General features: G+C 74.2%; 18 protein-coding genes. 10 read left to right on the top strand and 8 right to left on the bottom strand.

Features of this window, described 5'->3' with window-relative positions; translation table 11 throughout:
- The first annotated feature begins 39 nt into the window (after positions 1–39).
- Positions 40–546, top strand: a complete 507-nt coding sequence (locus tag AC5WAM_RS29410; protein ID WP_495519390.1) for a hypothetical protein — start codon at positions 40–42, stop codon at positions 544–546.
- Between the two features lie 46 nt (positions 547–592).
- Here the strand turns inward: AC5WAM_RS29410 and AC5WAM_RS29415 are convergent, their stop codons facing one another.
- On the bottom strand, positions 593–1,477 hold the full coding sequence (locus tag AC5WAM_RS29415; protein WP_366795614.1) for a glycosyltransferase family 2 protein: 885 nt from the start codon (positions 1,475–1,477) through the stop codon (positions 593–595).
- Positions 1,478–1,843: 366 nt separating this feature from the next.
- Between AC5WAM_RS29415 and AC5WAM_RS29420 the strand changes: the two genes are divergently transcribed.
- Positions 1,844–2,311 (top strand): hypothetical protein, encoded by a 468-nt coding sequence (locus tag AC5WAM_RS29420; protein WP_138959425.1) that lies wholly within the window; start codon positions 1,844–1,846, stop codon positions 2,309–2,311.
- A 114-nt stretch (positions 2,312–2,425) separates the two neighbouring features.
- On the top strand, positions 2,426–3,385 hold the full coding sequence (locus tag AC5WAM_RS29425; protein ID WP_495519391.1) for a phosphotransferase family protein: 960 nt from the start codon (positions 2,426–2,428) through the stop codon (positions 3,383–3,385).
- Positions 3,386–3,392: 7 nt separating this feature from the next.
- On the opposite strand, the gene AC5WAM_RS29430 is transcribed toward AC5WAM_RS29425, so the two are convergent.
- A complete protein-coding gene (locus tag AC5WAM_RS29430) occupies positions 3,393–4,172 on the bottom strand; it encodes an SAM-dependent methyltransferase (protein ID WP_495519392.1) in 780 nt (259 codons plus the stop codon).
- A 219-nt stretch (positions 4,173–4,391) separates the two neighbouring features.
- On the opposite strand from AC5WAM_RS29430, the gene AC5WAM_RS29435 reads away from it, so the two are divergent.
- Positions 4,392–4,715 carry a nuclear transport factor 2-like protein gene (locus AC5WAM_RS29435; protein WP_366795617.1) on the top strand — a complete coding sequence of 108 codons (324 nt, stop codon included), beginning with the start codon at positions 4,392–4,394 and terminating at the stop codon, positions 4,713–4,715.
- A 27-nt stretch (positions 4,716–4,742) separates the two neighbouring features.
- Here AC5WAM_RS29435 and AC5WAM_RS29440 read toward each other — a convergent pair whose 3' ends face one another.
- The 3 genes from AC5WAM_RS29440 to AC5WAM_RS29450 all read right to left on the bottom strand — a co-directional run bounded on the left by AC5WAM_RS29440 (position 4,743) and on the right by AC5WAM_RS29450 (position 7,359).
- Positions 4,743–5,627, bottom strand: a complete 885-nt coding sequence (locus AC5WAM_RS29440) for a PhzF family phenazine biosynthesis protein (RefSeq protein ID WP_495519393.1) — start codon at positions 5,625–5,627, stop codon at positions 4,743–4,745.
- Positions 5,628–5,700: 73 nt separating this feature from the next.
- Entirely contained in the window at positions 5,701–6,168 is a 468-nt protein-coding gene (locus AC5WAM_RS29445; protein WP_495519394.1) for a lamin tail domain-containing protein, read from the bottom strand.
- Between the two features lie 312 nt (positions 6,169–6,480).
- A complete protein-coding gene (locus AC5WAM_RS29450) occupies positions 6,481–7,359 on the bottom strand; it encodes an SDR family oxidoreductase (RefSeq protein ID WP_495519395.1) in 879 nt (292 codons plus the stop codon).
- A gap of 132 nt (positions 7,360–7,491) precedes the next feature.
- Between AC5WAM_RS29450 and AC5WAM_RS29455 the strand changes: the two genes are divergently transcribed.
- From AC5WAM_RS29455 to AC5WAM_RS29475, 5 genes are all read left to right on the top strand, one after another.
- Positions 7,492–9,123, top strand: coding sequence for an alkaline phosphatase D family protein (locus AC5WAM_RS29455; RefSeq protein WP_495519396.1), 1,632 nt, complete (start codon positions 7,492–7,494; stop codon positions 9,121–9,123).
- Positions 9,124–9,341: 218 nt separating this feature from the next.
- Entirely contained in the window at positions 9,342–10,640 is a 1,299-nt protein-coding gene (locus AC5WAM_RS29460) for a multidrug effflux MFS transporter (protein WP_366796052.1), read from the top strand.
- Positions 10,589–11,770 (top strand): serine hydrolase domain-containing protein, encoded by a 1,182-nt coding sequence (locus AC5WAM_RS29465; RefSeq protein WP_495519397.1) that lies wholly within the window; start codon positions 10,589–10,591, stop codon positions 11,768–11,770. The genes AC5WAM_RS29460 and AC5WAM_RS29465 overlap by 52 nt, the downstream gene beginning before the upstream one ends.
- Positions 11,771–11,817: 47 nt before the next feature.
- Positions 11,818–12,825 (top strand): small ribosomal subunit Rsm22 family protein, encoded by a 1,008-nt coding sequence (locus AC5WAM_RS29470; protein WP_366796050.1) that lies wholly within the window; start codon positions 11,818–11,820, stop codon positions 12,823–12,825.
- Between the two features lie 60 nt (positions 12,826–12,885).
- The gene (locus AC5WAM_RS29475; RefSeq protein WP_495519398.1) at positions 12,886–14,835 is read left to right on the top strand and encodes a glycoside hydrolase; all 1,950 of its coding nucleotides are present in this window, start codon (positions 12,886–12,888) and stop codon (positions 14,833–14,835) included.
- A 103-nt stretch (positions 14,836–14,938) separates the two neighbouring features.
- Here AC5WAM_RS29475 and ddaH read toward each other — a convergent pair whose 3' ends face one another.
- Both ddaH and AC5WAM_RS29485 read right to left on the bottom strand, forming a co-directional pair.
- On the bottom strand, positions 14,939–15,766 hold the full coding sequence (gene ddaH, locus AC5WAM_RS29480; RefSeq protein ID WP_346347257.1) for a dimethylargininase: 828 nt from the start codon (positions 15,764–15,766) through the stop codon (positions 14,939–14,941).
- A gap of 163 nt (positions 15,767–15,929) precedes the next feature.
- Positions 15,930–16,109, bottom strand: a complete 180-nt coding sequence (locus AC5WAM_RS29485; RefSeq protein WP_366796047.1) for a DUF6243 family protein — start codon at positions 16,107–16,109, stop codon at positions 15,930–15,932.
- A 182-nt stretch (positions 16,110–16,291) separates the two neighbouring features.
- Between AC5WAM_RS29485 and AC5WAM_RS29490 the strand changes: the two genes are divergently transcribed.
- Positions 16,292–16,936 (top strand): TetR/AcrR family transcriptional regulator, encoded by a 645-nt coding sequence (locus AC5WAM_RS29490; protein ID WP_138959413.1) that lies wholly within the window; start codon positions 16,292–16,294, stop codon positions 16,934–16,936.
- Here AC5WAM_RS29490 and AC5WAM_RS29495 read toward each other — a convergent pair.
- Positions 16,923–17,801 carry a glycerophosphodiester phosphodiesterase gene (locus AC5WAM_RS29495; RefSeq protein WP_366796046.1) on the bottom strand — a complete coding sequence of 293 codons (879 nt, stop codon included), beginning with the start codon at positions 17,799–17,801 and terminating at the stop codon, positions 16,923–16,925. The two genes, AC5WAM_RS29490 and AC5WAM_RS29495, sit on opposite strands and share 14 nt — an antisense overlap.
- Positions 17,802–17,804: the final 3 nt, after the last annotated feature.

Genomic DNA, 17,804 nt, shown 5'->3' on the forward strand with positions numbered 1-17,804 from the left:
GCCCCCGCCGGGCACCGAGAGGATGAGGCGTACAGACACATGCACTACACCAACCGGCCCGTGCGACGGGCCTCGTGGGCGATCGTCGCGATGATGGCGCTCGTCGCCGCCCAGTTCCTCTTCGGCGGCGAGGGGCCGCGCGACGCCTGGGACGTCGCCCTGGCCCTGGCCCTGCCCGCCGGGGTGACCTGGGCCCTCGTCCGCACCGGTCTCACGCCGTCCGTGGCGTGGGACGAGAAGCGGCTCGTGGTCCGCAACCCGTTCTTCGTGTACGAGGCGTGCCTGGCCGACGTGCGGCTGCTCGGCCGGGCGGGCCGGGGCGGGGCGCTGCACGTCGAGGGCATCGGCACGGTGCTTCCGTGGGCGATGACGCGCTCGGTGTTCGACGGGCGCAGGGCCGAGGCCGCGCGGCGCGAGCTGCGGCAGGCGGTGCGGCGGGCCGAGGGCGCGGCGTCGGCGCCGGTGCGGCGGCGGTTGCGGGTGGAGTGGACGGACGTCCTGGTGCTGCCGATCCTGGGGGCGTTCGTCTGGGCGTTCCTGCCGTAGTCAGGTCCGGCGGGGCCGTGGCCGGGGGCGGTCAGACGAAGGGCGGTCAGATGAGGGGCGGGCGCCCCAGCTTCGTCATCAGCCACACCGTGCGCCAGCGCATCGGCCGCCGCTCGCCGCACGAGGTGCGCAGGCCCTCGACGAAGCCGCCCGCCCAGGCGCGCAGGCCGCCGAGGGAGCGGGTGCGCAGGAGCGTGAGCAGGGTCCACACCGCGAGGTAGAGGGGGACGAGCGGCAGCGGGAGGCGGCGCCGGGCCAGCCAGACGCGGTTGCGGGCCGTCATGCGGTAGTAGACGGCGTGCCGGGCGGGGGACGTCTTGGGGTGCTGGAGCAGCAGTGCCGGTTCGTACAGGACCTTCCAGCCGTCGTCGAGCGCGCGCCAGGCGAGGTCGGTCTCCTCGTGGGTGAAGAAGAAGTCGGCGGGCCAGTCGCCGGTCCGCTCCAGCATCTCCATGGAGAAGGCGTGGCCGCCGCCGAGGAAGGACGTGACCAGGCCCCGGCGCATCGGGTCCTTGGCGCGCAGGCGCGGCACGTGGCGGCGCTGGGTCTCGCCGTGCTCGTCGGCGATGCGGAAGCCGACGACGCCGAGGCGCGGGTCCTCGGCGAACAGGCGCCGGACGGTGCGGAACACGTCGGGGTCGACGAGCAGCCCGTCGTCGTCGAGCTCGATCGCCACGTCCACGTCGCCGAACTCGCGCAGCCGCCGCAGGGCGACGTTGCGGCCGCCGGGGCAGCCCAGGTTCTCGTCGAGCGCGATCGTGGTGACCTCGCCGGGGTGGGCGGGGAAGTCCGGCAGCTCGGTGCCGTTGCCCACGACGACGACCCGGGTGGGCGGGACGTCCTGCTTGGCGATGGACTCCAGGAGGGCGTCGACGTCCTTGGGGCGGTTGCCCATGGTCACGATGGCCACACCCAGGCGCGGTTCGGACACGGGGAGCCCTCCAGATCGGGTCGCAGGGGTGGTCGGGGCGGTGCGGCCGCGGCCGGGGGAGCGGTGCGCCGCCTCGACGGTCCTGGCGATGGTAGCCGTTCACCGGTGTGTTCATCGCACGACGGGGCGCGTTCATGGCATTCACTCCGGCGCGTGCGCCAGGTGGCGCAGTGAAAGGCGCCAGCGGCTCGACCGGTTTTGGTCGTGACATGTCAAAAATCAAGAAGGCGTCCCTTGTGACCTCAGGGGGAGCGTGTCTCAATGCCCCCAACCCAATTCGCTGACGCACCGTCAGCCGCCGTGGTGCGGGGGCGTGTTCAGCGAGTCGGCACCCCACACTCCCCCCATGCGAAGGCAGGTCATTCCATGCGGCACGGCAGACTCGCCCTCTGTTCGGCACTCGGCACCGCGGCGCTCACGCTGAGCGCCCTCGCGCTCTCCCCCACCGCGACCGCCGTGGACCCGACGACGGCGACCCTCGACTTCGAGTGCGGCTCGTTCGGCTCGGGCGCGGCGACCCTCAAGGCCACGCAGAACGGCACCAGCGCCACCATCGAGCTCTCCACGTCCGCGATCACCGCGCCGGTCAACGTCGGCGCGGGCGCGGTCAACTCCACCCTCACCCTCACCAAGAACGGCACCGGCACCACCACCTTCACCGGCCGCGCCAACCCGGCCATCCCCGCGGGCAGCCCCATCTCCAGCGGCCCGCTCAAGGGCACCGTCGCCTCCGGCGACAGGCTCTCGGCCAAGTCCCTCAAGGTCGTCGTCTTCGGCATCACCGTGACCTGCAACGCCACGTCCGAGCAGAAGCCGGGGCCGTTCGTCTTCTGACCGCCTCGCAGGTTCGACGCCCCGCAGGGGCGCCGCCGCCCGGACGGCGGGCGGCGGCGCCCCCACCCGCAAATCCCGTTGCCGCCGCGCCCGCGCCTGCCTACCGTTCCGATCATGCTGCCCCCCGTACGCACCGACGAGGAGTGGGACGCGATCGTCCCGGACGAGGCCGTGATGCGGCCCGGCGCGGCGGACCTGTGCGCCCGGCTCGGCGTCGCGGGGGCGCCGCTGACCCGCTTCCGCGAAGGCTCCCAGCCCGTCTACGCCGTCGGCGACGACCTCGTGCTCAAGCTCTTCCCCGCCGCCGCGGCCGACGACGGCGTCACCGAGGCCCGCGTCCTCGCCCACGTGCACGGCCGCCTGCCCGTCGCGACCCCCCGGGTCCACTCCTTCGGCGCGTACGAGAACGGCTGGCGCTACGTCCTGATGTCCCGGCTCCCCGGCGAGGGGCTGCACCACGCCTGGCCGCGCGTGCCCGGGGCCGACCGGGAGCGGCTCGTGGAGCGGGCCGGGCGGACGCTCGCCGCGCTGCACGCCCTGGACCACGCGCCGCTCGCGGACGCCCTCGGGCCCGGCGACTGGGACGCGTTCCTGGCCCGGCAGCGCGCGGGCGCCGTCGAGCGGCAGCGCGCGCGGCACCTCCCCGAGCACTGGCTGGAGCAGATTCCGGACTTCCTCGACGCGGTGGCGGGCGCGGGGGAGGGCGCGGGGGAGCCGCCCGCCGCCGGGGCCCGGCGCGCCCTGCTGCACACCGAGTTCATGCGCGAGCACCTGCTCGCCGCGCCCGCGCCGGACGGCCGCTGGGAGCTCACCGGGCTCTTCGACTTCGAGCCCGCGATGATCGGCGACCCGGCGTACGACTTCGTGGCCGTCGGCCTCTACGTCACGCGCGCCGACCCCCGCCTCCTGGCCCGCCTCACCACGGCGTACGGCCGCGCCTTCGAGCCCCGCCGACTCCTCGCCCACACGCTGCTGCACGTCTACAGCAACCTGCCCCGGTACCTGCGCGAGCTGCCCGCCCCGCCCGAGCCGACCCTCGACGCGCTGGCCGAGCACTGGTTCGGCCGGGGCTAGCGCCGGGCTAGTCCACGGGCACGAGCGTCAGATAGGCGATGCCGAGCAGGCCGCGGTAGCCGCGCAGCCAGGTCCCGCGGTGCCGGTCCGCGCGCTCGCGGGCCTGGGCCGCGCGCGGATGTCCCGCGTTGGCGGCGAGCCAGACCTCGGTGTCCGCCAGGTACGCCGACTCGAACTCCTCCCACTCCTCGGCGTTCGCCGTCTCCACCCACATCGGCCGGAAGCCCGCGGCGACCGCCGCGTCCGTCAGGTCGCCCAGGCGCAGATGCTCGTCGGCGCGGGCGCCCGGCCACATCGCGGCCAGCTCCGCCGCCGTCGGCGTGCGCTCCCAGAAGCCCTCGCCGAGGACGACGCGCCCGCCGGGGCGCACCAGGCGGCGCAGGGCGCGCAGCGCGTCGGCGGTGTGCGGGGGCGCGGCGTCGGCCGGGCGCAGGGTGTGGGCGGAGCCGAGGCAGAGCACGACGTCGGCCGGGCCGCGCGCGGTGTCCGTGGCCGACTCGGCCGCGAACTCCACGCGGTCCGCGAGCCCCCTGGCCCGGGCCAGGGCCCGGCCCCGCTCCAGGTCCTCCTCGTTCAGGTCGACCCCGACGGCGGTGGCGGCGGGCGCGGCCTCGAGGAGGCGCAGCGTCAGCTCGCCCCAGCCGCAGCCGAGGTCGAGCACGGTGGGCCGGTCCGCGGCCGTCAGGGCCTCGGCGGCCCGCGCCACGATGCGGGTGGCCCGCGCCTCGGACAGGGGGCCGTGGAAGGTGAGGCGGGTGAGGCGGGGCGGGGCGTCTGTGGAGGTCATGGTGGGGCACGCTATGCGTTCATGGGCGCCCGGTGCGCGGTATTTATGCCCGGCGGCGGCTCCCCGGGCGCGCCTCCTGGGGGCTCCGCCCCCAGACCCCCGCTCCTCAAACGCCGGAGGGGCTGGAACCCCTGCCGTGAGCGGCACCGTCCAGCGCCCTGGTCACGGAGCGTGCGGGTGCCGGTGGCGGGTCGGGCGCGGCGGTGTGACCGTGGACGCATGACCATTCCGGTGAACCAGCTCAGCGACCCGACGGTCAGGGACTTCGTCACCGCCCTGAACGCGGGCGACAGGACCGCACTGACGAACCTGCTCACACCCGACGCGACCATGTCCGACGACGGCTCCGACCGGAACCTCATGGAGTGGCTCGACCGCGAGGCGTTCTCGTCCGGCGGCCACATGGACGTCGAGTCGGAGGCGGACGGCGGCCGCGCCCTCGTGGCCAACTACCGCAACGACACCTGGGGCGCGATGCGCACCAAGTGGACGTTCACGGTGGACGGCGGGAAGGTGTCCCGGTTCGAGACCGGACAGGCCTGAACCGGGACCGGAGGGTGCCGCTCCCGATCAGGCCGGGATGCGCACCGCCGCGCCCGACACGCGCACCCGGGTGTCCCCCTCGCGCAGCGTCACCGTGAGGACCCCGGGGCGCCCCATGTCCACGCCCTGGTGCAGGGTCAGCTCCGCCGCGGCGGGCACCAGGCCGAGTTCGCGCGCGTAGGCGCCGAACGCCGCCGCTGCCGCGCCGGTCGCCGGGTCCTCGACGACGCCGCCGACGGGGAACGGGTCCCGTACGTGGTAGACGGACGGGGTCTCCCGCCAGACCAGCTGGACCGTCACCACGTCGAGCCGCAGCATCAGGGACCTCAGCCGCTCGAAGTCGTAGTCCAGGTCGGCGAGCCGCTCGCGCGTGGCCGCCGAGATGACCAGGTGCCGGGCGCCCGCGTAGGCGATCCGCGGCGGCAGCTGCGCGTCGAGGTCGCCCGCCGCCCAGCCGAGGGCGGCGAGGGCCTCGGTGACGTCGGCCGCGGCGGCCTCGCTCACCTTCGGCTCGACACTGGTCAGGGTGGCGCGCAGCACCCCGTCGACCGCCGTGACGGTGATCGGCACGGTGCCGGCCTGGGTCGCGAACGTGAAGTCGCCGGGCCCGTGGAGTTCGGCGAGGGCGACCGCCGTCGCCACGGTGGCGTGGCCGCAGAAGGGGACCTCCGTCTGCGGGCTGAAGTAGCGCACGGTGAAGGCGCGGCCCTCGGGTTCGAGACCGGCGGGCCCAGGTGTCAGGAACGCCGTCTCGCTGTAGCCGAGGTCCGCGGCGATCGCGAGCATCCGCGCGTCGTCGAGCCCGTCGGCGTCGAGGACGACTCCGGCCGGGTTGCCCCCGTCGGGGTCGGTGGCGAAGGCGGTGTAACGCAGGACGTCGGTGGTCAGGGCGTGCTGGTCTGATGTGCTCATGCCGCACGATAACCCGCGTGCGGCCGGGGGCATTCCCGGCCGCACGCGGATGTGCGCGTGAGCCCGTGCGGGATCAGTGGCAGTTCTTGGAGCCCCCGTCGCGGGTGGTCCAGGAGCAGGAGTCGAGCTGCGAGCCGTTCGGCTTGATCAGGCGGGCCTTGTCGGTGGTGTTGTTCCACACGTGCCAGCTGCGGCCCCAGTAGCGCACGCCGGAGGCGTTGGTGCCCTTGCCGGTGCGGACCTTGACGGTCTTGCCCGCGCCTATCTTGTAGCTGCCGAAGGTGTAGGTGTAGTTGGTGTTGTCCTTCAGCTGGTAGCCCTTGAGCTGGATCGGGCTGTGGCTGTTGTTGTGGATGTTCACCCACTCGCCGTTGACCGAGGCGCGGGCCGTGGTGTCCCGGCCGGGGCTGTCGTACTGGATGAAGCCGAGGTGCAGGCCGCCCTGGTGGCGCGGGGCCGCGGTCGCCGGGCCTGCGGCGAGCAGCGGGGCCGTGAGTGCGGTGGCGGCGAGGACGGCCGTGGCCGCCGAACGAATGCGCAACGTGTGCTCCGTGTGTGAAGTTTCCGTGGAGAGCTGCCGAGCCTAGCGGCTGGCCGCGGGCCCCGAGGGCGGATTCCGGCGGTTGGCCAGAGCCTGGTCCCCAGCTCGTCCGAAATCCGTAGGGGCGTCATCCGCCGCTCGGCGCAGGGCGGTTGCGCGCCCCGGTGGGCATGGTGATCCGCTGCGGTACGGATGTACCGCGCCATCACGTCGGACGTCTGCGGCCTCGTCGTGGCTGGTCGCGCCCACGCGGCGGAGCCGCGCACGGACACAGCCCCGCGCCCCTGCAGGGCGCTCCCCGGCGTGCGGCCCTCAGCCCCGCCCCACATACGGCATCGTGGTCGCGAGCACCGTGGCGAACTGGACGTTGGCCTCCAGGGGCAGCTCCGCCATGTGCCGCACCGTGCGCGCCACGTCGGCCACGTCCATCACCGGCTCGACCGCGACGTCCCCGTTGGCCTGCGGGATCCCCGAGCGCATGCGCGCGGTCATGTCCGTCGCCGCGTTGCCGATGTCGATCTGGCCGACGGCGATGCGGTACGGACGACCGTCCAGGGACAGGGACTTGGTCAGGCCCGTGAGGGCGTGCTTGGTGGCGGTGTACGCCACGGAGTGCGGGCGCGGCGCGTGCGCGGAGATCGAGCCGTTGTTGATGATCCGGCCGCCGTGCGGCTCCTGCTCCTTCATCTGCCGGAACGCCGCCTGCGCGCACAGGAACGCGCCGTTGAGGTTCGTGTCGACGACGTGGCGCCAGGCGTCGTACGGCAGTTCCTCGACGGGGACGCCGCCGGGCCCGAACGTACCGGCGTTGTTGAAGAGCAGGCCCAGCCGCCCGAACCGCTCGCGCACGGCGGCGAAGAGCGCGGCGACGTCGTCGGGCGCGGAGACGTCGGTCCGTACGCACAGCGCCCGTTCGCGGACGGCGTCGCCCTGTTCGGCGGCGGCCAGGGCGACCGTCTCGCGCAGCGGGTCGTCCCGGCGGCCCGCGAGCGCGACGGACCAGCCCGCGCGCAGCAGTTCCACGACGACGGAACGGCCGATTCCGGAGCCCGCGCCGGTGACCACGGCGGTCTTCGCGGCGGCGTCCGGAGCGGCCTGGGGGGTCGCCTTCTCAGCCGTCTCAGCTGCCGCGGAGGCCTCCTGAGGGTCCGTCCGGGAAGCGCTGGGGGAGGCCGTTCGCTCTGCGTTCATGGCCCCGCAGCGTACGGGAGGGTCCGCAACTCGGACATCATCTGCTCGACATATGGCTGTTGTGTACGTGACAGGCCATCGTCGTCCCTCGGCACTCCAATGCACCGTACAGCCATTGTCCGGGAGGGGCACATGTCAGCTTCAGGTCACCACGCACCCGAACTCCGCGCGGCAGCACGCCACTTGGGCCGCCGTCGCTTCCTGACCGGTACCGGCGCGGCCGCGGCGCTGGCCTTCGCCACCAACCTGCCCACGGCCGGTGTCGCGGGCGCCGCCGAGCTCGACGCCGCACGCGTCTCGGACGACCCGTTCACCCTGGGCGTCGCGTCCGGCGACCCGCAGCCCGACTCCGTGCTCCTGTGGACCCGCCTCGCGCCCGAGCCGTACGAGGAGGACGGCGGCCTGCCCGCCGAGCGCGTCACCGTCCAGTGGGAGTTGTCCCGCGACCCCCGCTTCCGCCGCTCCGTCAGACGCGGCACGGCGACCGCGCACCCCGAGTTCAACCACTCCGTGCACGTCCAGGTCGACCACCTCGACACCGACCGCGCGTACTACTACCGCTTCCGCACCGGCAAGTGGACCTCCGAGACCGGCCGCACGCGGACCGCGCCGCACGCGCACGGCCGCGCCGGCGCGCTCACCCTGGCCGCCGTGTCCTGCCAGGCGTACCACGACGGCTACTTCACCGCGTACAAGCACCTCGCGGAGGACGACGTCGACGTCGTCTTCCACCTCGGCGACTACCTCTACGAGTACGCCGTGAACTCCGTCGGCGGCGCCCGCAAGTACACCGACCGCGTGCTGCCCGACGTCTTCAACCGCGAGACGCAGACCCTCGACGACTACCGCCGCCGGTACGCGCTCTACAAGTCAGACCCCGACCTGCGGGCCGCGCACGCCGCGCACCCCTTCGTCGTCACCTGGGACGACCACGAGGTCGAGAACAACTACGCCGACGACCGCGACGAGAACGGCAACCCGCCCGAGGAGTTCCTCCTGCGCCGCGCCTCCGCGTACCGCGCGTACTGGGAGAACCAGCCGCTGCGCCGCCCGCAGCGGCCCGCCGGGCCCGACATGCAGCTCTACCGCCGCCTCCAGTGGGGCCGCCTCGCCCAGTTCGACATCCTCGACACCCGGCAGTACCGGTCCGACCAGGCCTACGGCGACGGGGCGCACGTGCCCGGGCCCGAGTCGCTCGACCCCAAGCGGACCATCACCGGGGCCGGCCAGGAGCGCTGGCTCATCGACGGCTGGCGCCGCTCGCGCGCCCTGTGGAACGTCGTCCCGCAGCAGGTCACCTTCTCCCAGCGCAAGCTCGACCTGAACCCCGTCGCCAAGGTCAGCATGGACGCGTGGGACGGCTACGCGGCCTCGCGGCAGCGGGTCCTCGACGGGGCGAAGGCCGCCGACGTCGAGAACCTCATGGTCCTCACCGGTGACGTGCACGTCGGCTACGCCTTCGACATCCTCGACGACTTCGACAAGCCGTCGTCGAAGATCCTCGGCACGGAGATCGTCGCGACGTCCATCGCCAGCGGCAAGGACGGCGCGGAGCGGCCCGCCAACTGGGAGACGTACACCAAGGCCAATCCCCACCTGAAGTTCTACAACGGCCGCCGCGGCTACGTGACCGTGGCCCTGGGCCGCGACGAGGCCCGCGCCGACTTCAAGACGGTCTCCGCCGTCACCACGCCGGGCGCCCCTCTCGCGACGGCCGCGTCCTTCGTCACGGAGGCGGGCAACCCGGGCCTGCACCCGGCGTAGCACCCCGCTTCCTGGGGGCTCCGCCCCCAGACCCCCGCTCCTCAAACGCCGGAGGGGCTGGATCTTTCAGCCCGTCCGGCGTTTGAGGACGAGGCGCGAAGCGCCGTTTTCGGGGTCCAAGGGGGCGGAGCCCCCTTGTTCGGGAAGGGGCGGGATTGGGGGCCGCCCGGCAGGGCCTGCGACGATAGGGGGACACGACAACTACCGGGAGGGGCGCGATGGCGGAGACACAGGCAGAGGGACAGATACGGGAGGCGGCGGGGCCCCAGGACCCCGCCGCCCGCCGCATCGCGACAGGGGCCCTCGTCACGCTCATCCTCGGCGGCCTCACCGCCATGCCCCCGCTCTCCATGGACATGTACCTCCCGGCCCTGCCGGAGGTCACCGACGCCCTGCACGCCCCGGCCGCCACCATCCAGCTCACCCTCACCGCCTGCCTCATGGGCATGGCGCTCGGCCAGCTGGTCGTGGGGCCGATGAGCGACAAGTGGGGCAGGCGCCGCCCGCTCCTGACCGGACTGCTCGTCTACGTCCTCGCGACGGCGATCTGCGCGTTCGCCCCGACCGCCGAGCTGCTCATCGCCTTCCGCCTGCTCCAGGGCCTCGCGGGCGCCGCCGCGATCGTGATCGCGCGGGCCGTGGTGCGCGACCTGTACGACGGCGTGGAGATGGCCCGGTTCTTCTCCACGCTGATGCTGATCTCCGGCGTCGCCCCCGTCGTCGCGCCGCTCATCGGCGGCCAGGTGCTGCGCCTGACGGACTGGCGCGGCATCTTCGTCGTCCTGACCGTCGTGGGCGTCGCCCTGACGCTGCTCGTGTGGCGCAGCCTGCCGGAGACCCTCGCCCCCGGGGACCGGCACGGCGGCGGCACCGCCGAGGCGCTGCGCACCATGCGCGGGCTCCTCGGGGACCGCGTCTTCACCGGCTACATGGTCGCGGGCGGCTTCGCCTTCGCCGCCCTGTTCGCGTACATCTCCGCGTCCCCGTTCGTCATCCAGGAGATCTACGGAGCCTCGCCGCAGACCTTCAGCCTCCTGTTCGGCGTGAACTCCGTCGGCCTGATCGTCGTCGGCCAGATCAACGGCAAGCTGCTCGTGGGCCGGGTCAGCCTCGACAAGGCGCTCGGCTTCGGGCTCGTGGTGATCACGCTCGCCGCGACCGCGCTGCTGCTGATGACCAGCGGCGTCTTCGGTGACGTAGGCCTCGCCGGAGTGGCCGCCGGGCTCTTCGTCCTGATGTCGGCGATGGGCCTGGCCATGCCCAACACCAACGCCCTCGCGCTGATGCGCACCAAGCACGCCGCCGGGTCGGCCTCCGCGCTGCTCGGCACCTCCTCCTTCCTGATCGGCGCGATCGCCTCGCCGCTCGTCGGCATCGCGGGCGAGAAGACCGCAGTGCCGATGGCCGTGGTCCAGCTGGCGTGCGGGCTGGCGGCCATCGGCTGCTTCGTGGGACTGTGCCGCCCGTGGCAGCGGAGCACCAGTACTCAGGAGGAGCCGGAGGGGGCGGACCGCTGACGCCGCCCCGGGTCCTGCGCCCGGGCGCCGCGGACCGCGCCGGACTCGACCCCGACGCCCTCGCCCGCCTCGTCCACGACGTACGGGAGCTGACGCGCGGCCCGCGGCCGTGGTGCGCGGGCGCCGTGGTCCTCGCCGGGCGCGGCCCGGTGATCGCCGTGGCCGAGGCGGCGGGCTGGGCGGTGCGGTACGCCGCGTACGACGAGCGGGCCGACGCGGGCGTCGAGCTGCCGGCCGGGCGGCGGGTGCCGATGACCGTGGACACGCCCTTCGACCTGGCCTCGCTCACCAAGCTGTTCACCACCGTGGCGGCCGTGCAGCAGCTGGAGCGCGGCACCCTCGGGCTCGACGAGCCGGTCGGGACGTACGTCCCCGAGTTCACGGGCGCCGCCGCGCACGGGACCACCGTGCGCCAGCTCCTCACCCACACGTCCGGGCTGCGGCCCGAGCTGCCGCTGTACGACCTGCCCGACGCGGCCGCGCGGCTGCGGGCGCTGCGCGCCGAGGCGCCCTCGGGCCCGCCGGGCACCTACCTCTACTCCGACCTGAACCTGCTGCTCCTCCAGCACGTCCTGCACCGCGTCACCGGACACCCCCTCGACGTGCTCGTCCGCGACGGCATCACCCGGCCGCTCGGCATGGCCGCCACCGCCTTCGGGCCCTGCCCCGGCGCGGCCGCCACCGAGGACCAGCGCGGGCCCTGGGCTAAGGCCGACCGGGGCCTGCTGCGCGGCGAGGTCCACGACGAGAACGCGTGGGCGCTCGGCGGCGTGGCGGGCCACGCCGGGCTCTTCTCCACCGCGCGGGACCTCGCCGTGTTCTGCCGCGCGCTGCTGTGCGGCGGCGCGTACGGCTCCGCCCGCGTCCTGGGGCCCGCCTCCGTCGACCTGATGCTGGCGCCGCCCGGGCTCGGCTTCGCCGTCGACCAGCCGTGGTTCATGGGGGAGCTCGCGGGCCGTGGCGCGGCCGGGCACACCGGCTTCACCGGCACCTCCCTGGTGCTCGACCGGGCCACGGACACCTTCCTGGTCCTCCTGGCCAATACGGTCCACCCCCGGCGGCGGCCCCCCGCCAACGCCCCGCGCGCCCGGGCGGCCACCACCCTGGCCCGCGCGCTGTGCCCCCGGTGACCCGCCGGGGCGCCGGGCCTCCCCGCCCCGGTGTCTAAAATCGACAGGTGCACGACCACCTTTCCCCCGCCGAGACCCTCCGCACCGCCCTCGCCGACCTGCTGGAGGACCTCCCTCCGCGCGCCGCGGCCCAGGCGGTGGACCGGCTGATCGCGAACTACCGGGGCGCCACCCCGACCGAGGCCCCCGTCCTGCGGGACCGCGCCGACGTCACGGCGTACGCGGCGTACCGGATGCCCGCCACCTTCGAGGCCGTGCACTCCGCCCTGCGGGCGCTGGCCGCCGCGGCCCCCGAGGGCTGGGCCCCCGCCGGGCACACCGACATCGGCGGCGGCACGGGCGCCGCCACCTGGGCGGTCAGCGCCACCTGGCCGGGGGAGCGGCCCGTCACCGTCATGGACTGGGCCGAACCCGCCCTGGACCTGGGGCGCGAGCTGGCCGCCGCGCACCCCGGCCTGGCCGCGGCCCAGTGGCAGCGCGCCCGCATCGGCGCGTCGCTCACCGTGGCGCCCACCGCCCTCGTCACCATCTCGTACGTCCTCGGCGAGCTCACCGGCGAGGACCGGGCCTGGGTCGTCGACGTCGCCGCCCGTGCCGCCACCGACGCCGTGGTCGTGGTGGAGCCCGGCACCCCGGACGGCTACGCCCGCGTCCTTCAGGCCCGGGAGCGGCTCGTCGCCGCCGGGTTCCGGGTGGCCGCGCCCTGCCCGCACAGCGACACCTGCCCGATCGTGCCCGGCAGCGACTGGTGCCACTTCTCCGCCCGGGTCAGCCGCTCCTCCCTGCACCGCAAGGTCAAGGGCGGCTCCCTGGCGTACGAGGACGAGAAGTTCGCGTACGTCGCCGCGGTCCGCGCCACCGGACCCGCGGCCGAGGGCCTCGCGCCCGCGCCCCGCCGCGTCGTCCGCAAGCCGCAGATCCGCAAGGGCCAGGTCCTCCTCGACCTGTGCGAGGCTCAGGGCGCGCTGCGCCGGGAGACCGTGACGAAGCGGCACGGGGCCCTCTACCGGGAGGCGCGGGACGCCGCCTGGGGCGACGCCTGGCCCGAGGCGTAGGCCCAGCGCCGGGCCCCGGCTCTTAGAAGCCCCTTAGAACCGGTGACTATCCACGTCACCATGCCCCTCAAGACCACAGCCCTCGGGCTCGTCCTCGCCCTCGCCGCCGGGGGCGCCCCCGCCGCGGCCGCCCCGGACCGGGCCCCCGGCACCGGCGTCGAACTGGCCGTCCGCGGCGGCACCGCCGTCGTGGACACCGCCACGCTCGCCGTCCGCGCCCGCACCCGCGACGGCCACGACCGGCTGCTCTCGGCCGCGTCCGCCACCCCGCTCGGCGCGCCGGAGCCCGTGCGCAGGCTCGACGGCGGCCGCATGCGCTGGAGCTACCCCGAGCGCGGCCTCGACGTCACCGCCCGCTCCGACCACGGCCGCCTCGCCCTGAGCTTCGCCGCCCGCCGCGACACCACGCTGCGCTGGCCCGTCACCGGCGTCGGCGCCCCCGCCGCCGCGAGCCTGCAACTCCCGCGCGGCGAAGGGCTCGACATCCCGGTGGCCGACCCCTTCTGGACCACCGGGGGCGGCCGGCTCGCGGGCACGAGCGTCGACGTGGGCGCCGACCTCACGCTGCCCCTGTGGGGGTACTCCGCCGGGCGGCACGGCGTCAGCTACCTCACCCCGACCGACCTCGGCACCTCGCTCGCCTTCGCCGAGGACCACGGGCGCCTGCGCGCCACCGCCACGCACGCCTTCCGCCGCGCCGAGGGCACCCGCGCGTACACCGTCACGCTCGCCCTGACGGACGGCAGCCCGGTCGCCCCCGCCGCCGACTACCGCGCCTACCTCGCCGAGCGCGGCCGGCTCGGCAGCCTGCGCGCGAAGTTCCGGCAGAACCCGGCGGCACGGCGGCTCCTCGGCGCGTTCCACGCCTATCTGTGGGGCGAGGCCCGCACCGCCGCCGGGGTGCGGCGGCTGCGCGCGCTCGGCGCCGACCGCATGTGGCTCGGGTACGACGCCGGACCGGGGCCCATGGACAAGAAGGCGGTGGCCGCGGCGAAGGCCGCCGGATACCTCGTCGGCCCGTACGACACCTTCGCCAACGGGCAGGACCCGAAGACCGCCGACAGCCCCACCTCCGTGTGGCCGGGGCGGGTCTACCCGGACTTCTGCGTCCGGAACGCCGACGGCACCCCGCACACCGGATTCGGCGGCCGCGGCTGCTATCTGAGCTCCGCCGCCTTCGAGCGCGCCGAGCCCGCCCGCCACTACCTGGCCGACCGCACCCGCGCCATGGTCCGCAACGGCGCCGACAGCTACTTCCTCGACGTGGACGCCACCGGCGAGCTGTTCCGCGACCACTCCGCCGCCCACCCGATGACCAAGGCCCAGGACCGCGCCCACCGCCTCGCCCGGATGCGCCGCATCGCCGGGTCCGGCCTCGTCCTCGGCTCCGAGACCGCCCAGGCCTGGGCCAACCAGGCCGTCGCCTTCGACCACGGCAGCGCGACCCCCGTCGCCGACGGCCTGTGGACGCTCCAGAAGGACCGGGAGAAATGGGGCGGCTACTACCCGGAGAACGCCCCGAAGGCGTTCTTCAAGCCGGTACGCCTGCCCGCCGACCTGAGCCGGGCCATGTACGCGCCGCGCTACCGCGTCCCGTTGTACGGGACAGCCCTGCACGGCTCGACCGTCAGCGCCGAGCGCTGGGAGCTGTCGTACGAGAAGCTGCCCGCGGAGAAGACGCGGCGCGCGCTGCTCGCGATGCTGTACGACCGGCCGCTGAACTACGTCCTGGACGGGCCCGCGCTGACCCGCCACGGCCGGGAACTCGCCGCGCTCCAGCGCTACTTCGCGCCCCTGCACCGGGCGGCCGGGGCCGAGCGGCTCACGTCGTTCCGGTGGCTGACCGGCGACCGCTCCGTCCAGCGCACGGTCTTCGGCGACGGCACCCTGACCGTCACCGCCAACTTCGGCACGAAGACCCGCGCGGGGCTTCCGGGCGGCTGCGCGGACGCGAAGCTGCGCACGGACACGCGGCCGCGGCGGCTGTGTCCGGCGGAGCTGAATTCCTGAAGGAGAGGTGCGGGCGGTTCACAGGCCGCCCGCACGGGGAGCGCCCCGAAGGGGCGCGGGGAACTGCGCGACCAGCCACGACGGCCCGCAGTCGAAGGACGGCCTAACGCAGCCGCAGCTCCTGCGTGCAGCACTTCACGCTGCCCCCACCCTTGAGCAACTCGCCCAAGTCCATGCCGATAGGCTCATAGCCGCGGTCGCGCAGCGGCTGGAAGAGCCCGGTCGCCGCCTGCGGAAGCAGGACGTGCAGCCCGTCGGAGACGGCGTTGAGGCCGAGGGCCTCGGCATCCGCCTCCTCGGCGATCAGCGCGTCGGGGAACAGCCGCTGGAGCACGGCCTGGCTGCCCGGCGAGAACGCGCCCGGGTAGTACATGACGTCGTCCGTCGTGTCGTCCAGGACCGCGAGGGCGGTGTCCAGGTGGTAGTAGCGCGGGTTGATCAGGTCCAGGCCGATCACCGGGCGGCCGAAGACCTCCTGGGCCTCGCCGTGCGAGAGCGGGCTGGCGCGGAAGCCGCGGCCCGCGAGCACGTACGAGGACGTGACGGCGAAGTCGCCCTCGCCCTCGTTGATGTGGGTCGGCTCGTGCACGTGCTCGAAGCCGTGGGCGCGGAACCACTCCAGGTGGGCCGCCGCCTCGGCCTGCCGCTCGGGGTAGGCGAAGCTCGCGCCGAGGACCCGGCCGTCGACGACGGTGGCGCCGTTGGCCGCGAAGACCATGTCCGGCAGGTCGGGTCGGGGCTCGAGCTCCTCGACGGTGTGGCCGAGCGAGCGGTAGCGGTCGCGCAGGTCTTCCCACTGGGCGATGGCCAGCGGGACGTCGACGGGTTTGGCGGGGTCCATCCACGGATTGATGGAGTACGTGACCTTGAAGTGCGCCGGTGGGCACATCAGGTAGCGCCGGGGTGTGGCGCGCCGGGCAGCTTGACGCAACGAAGGCTCCTCACGAACCGCAGGGGCTATTGCTGCCCATGGTGCGGTCTGAGAAGCCTTCGCGCAGTGATCTGCGTAGCTCGAACTGTGGTGTGGACGCGAAATTGCTCATGAACCGGAGGTTCCGGCGGTCAGGAGCCTCCGTTCTCGGGGGCATCCCGCGTCATGAGTCGTGGTTCGCCGCCCGGCCCTCCTGGAGTCTGCGCAGCAGCTCACGCTTCTGTTCCTGGGGGCTGAGCCCGCCGCCGACGCGGCCCGCGCCCTTTCCGCCGCGCAGGGCCGTGCGCGACAGATTGGAGCGGGTGCCGCCCACGCCGAGCATTCCGGATCCGCCTCGGGACATGGTGTGACCTCCGTGAGTCGTCGAAGTAGTCGTCGGCACCCCTGTCGCACCGACGAGTGGCGAGACGTTGCGTCTCGTCATGCCTCGACAGTAACCGAGACGCTCCGTCTTGTCGAGGAGGTTGGCGGCGTCGTCGGCGTTGGTGAGACGCGGCGTCTCGCGGCGCTGCTACATTCGACGGCATGGCCCAGAAGACCGCACCTGACTCCACGCGCCGCAGCGAGCGTTCCCGCCGCGCGATCTACGACGCCGCTCTCGCCCTGGTCGGCGAGGTCGGCTACGGCAAGATGACCATCGAGGCGATCGCCGCCCGCGCGGGCGTCGGCAAGCAGACCATCTACCGCTGGTGGCCCTCCAAGAGCGCCGTCCTGCTCGACGCCTTCCTGGACCTCGCCGAACAGGCCAACGCCCAGCTCAGCGAGGAGGCCGGGCTCGCGGAGCCCGCGACCGACATCCCGGACACCGGCGACCTCGAAGCCGACCTCAAGCTCGTGCTGCGCGCCACCGTCGACGAGATGACCGACCCCAAGTTCGACGCCCCCGCCCGCGCGCTCGCCGCCGAGGGCGTCGTCAACCAGGAGCTCGGGGCCGAGTTCGTCGAGAAGCTCCTCGAACCCCAGCTCCAGCTCTATGTGAAGCGCCTGCGCAGCGCCCAGGACCGCGGCGAGGTCGCCGCCCACATCGACCCGCGCATCGCCCTCGAACTGTGGACGGGCCCGCTCGCCCAGCGCTGGATGCAGCGCACGGGCCCGCTCACCCACGCGTACGCCGACACGCTCGTCGAGTACGCCCTCTACGGCATCGCGCCCCGCGTCACCGCTGGTTGAGCGGCCCCAGCAGGCGCCGGGACGCCTTCCGCACACCCTTGACCGGGGTCCGCGAGAGCAGCCCCGGGGCGTCCGTGATCACGCCGTTGCAGCCGAGCCGGAGCACCCGGTCGCGCTGCGCGGGCGTGGTCACCGTGTGCGCCCACACGCGCGGGACGCCCGAGTTCACCGCCCGCCGCAGGTCCTCGTCGCGCGCCTTGTAGTCCACGTCCAGCACGTCGACGAACGACGCCCAGCGCTCCGGGCGGTCCGAGCGCAGCTGCCGCTCGGACCGCCACAGCTGTGCGAGCAGGCCCAGGTGGTGCGCGCGCCGGGCCACCCAGGGCTTGTTGGAGTTCACGAACACCGAGCGGGCCAGGCCGCGCTCGTGGATCAGTGCGCTCAGCCGGTTCAGGCTCTCGGGGTCCTTCGCCTCCAGCATCAGCATGACCCGCCCGCCGAACCGGTCGAGGACCTCCGTCACCGTCGGCGGCCGCTCGACCCGCCACAGGCCCGGCACGTGCCGCTGCGGGCGCAGCCGCACGTGCTGCCACTCGCGGGCGGTCAGCAGGTGCACCGGCCCCGTCGCGTACGTCGTGCGGTCCAGGGTGGCGTCGTGCAGCACCACCAGGGTGCCGTCGGCCAGCATCCGCGTATCGGCGTCGAGCACCTGTGCCGTGCCCCGTTCGAACGCCGTCATCAGGCCCGACATGCTGTTCTCCGGCACCTCCAGGGCGCCGCCCCGGTGGGCGGTGTAGACGAACGGCGGCAGCGCGTCGACCGTGAGGGGGCCGCCGCCCCACTCCAGCGGGGCCAGGAAGGCGGTGGGCCCGGTGAGGGCCAGGGCGGTGACGCCCGAGAGTGACAGCACAGTCCGTGTGACCATGGC

This window comes from Streptomyces sp. JLYT201 (genome assembly GCF_059448825.1).

Excerpts from the sequence above, each read along its gene's own strand:
- AC5WAM_RS29410 (WP_495519390.1), top strand. The coding sequence starts at position 40 with ATGCACTACACCAACCGGCCCGTGCGACGGGCCTCGTGGGCGATCGTC.
- AC5WAM_RS29420 (WP_138959425.1), top strand. The coding sequence starts at position 1,844 with ATGCGGCACGGCAGACTCGCCCTCTGTTCGGCACTCGGCACCGCGGCG.
- AC5WAM_RS29425 (WP_495519391.1), top strand. The coding sequence starts at position 2,426 with ATGCTGCCCCCCGTACGCACCGACGAGGAGTGGGACGCGATCGTCCCG.
- AC5WAM_RS29430 (WP_495519392.1), bottom strand. The coding sequence starts at position 4,172 with ATGACCTCCACAGACGCCCCGCCCCGCCTCACCCGCCTCACCTTCCAC.
- AC5WAM_RS29435 (WP_366795617.1), top strand. The coding sequence starts at position 4,392 with ATGACCATTCCGGTGAACCAGCTCAGCGACCCGACGGTCAGGGACTTC.
- AC5WAM_RS29440 (WP_495519393.1), bottom strand. The coding sequence starts at position 5,627 with ATGAGCACATCAGACCAGCACGCCCTGACCACCGACGTCCTGCGTTAC.
- AC5WAM_RS29450 (WP_495519395.1), bottom strand. The coding sequence starts at position 7,359 with ATGAACGCAGAGCGAACGGCCTCCCCCAGCGCTTCCCGGACGGACCCT.
- AC5WAM_RS29455 (WP_495519396.1), top strand. The coding sequence starts at position 7,492 with ATGTCAGCTTCAGGTCACCACGCACCCGAACTCCGCGCGGCAGCACGC.
- AC5WAM_RS29460 (WP_366796052.1), top strand. The coding sequence starts at position 9,342 with ATGGCGGAGACACAGGCAGAGGGACAGATACGGGAGGCGGCGGGGCCC.
- AC5WAM_RS29475 (WP_495519398.1), top strand. The coding sequence starts at position 12,886 with ATGCCCCTCAAGACCACAGCCCTCGGGCTCGTCCTCGCCCTCGCCGCC.
- AC5WAM_RS29485 (WP_366796047.1), bottom strand. The coding sequence starts at position 16,109 with ATGTCCCGAGGCGGATCCGGAATGCTCGGCGTGGGCGGCACCCGCTCC.
- AC5WAM_RS29490 (WP_138959413.1), top strand. The coding sequence starts at position 16,292 with ATGGCCCAGAAGACCGCACCTGACTCCACGCGCCGCAGCGAGCGTTCC.
- AC5WAM_RS29495 (WP_366796046.1), bottom strand. The coding sequence starts at position 17,801 with ATGGTCACACGGACTGTGCTGTCACTCTCGGGCGTCACCGCCCTGGCC.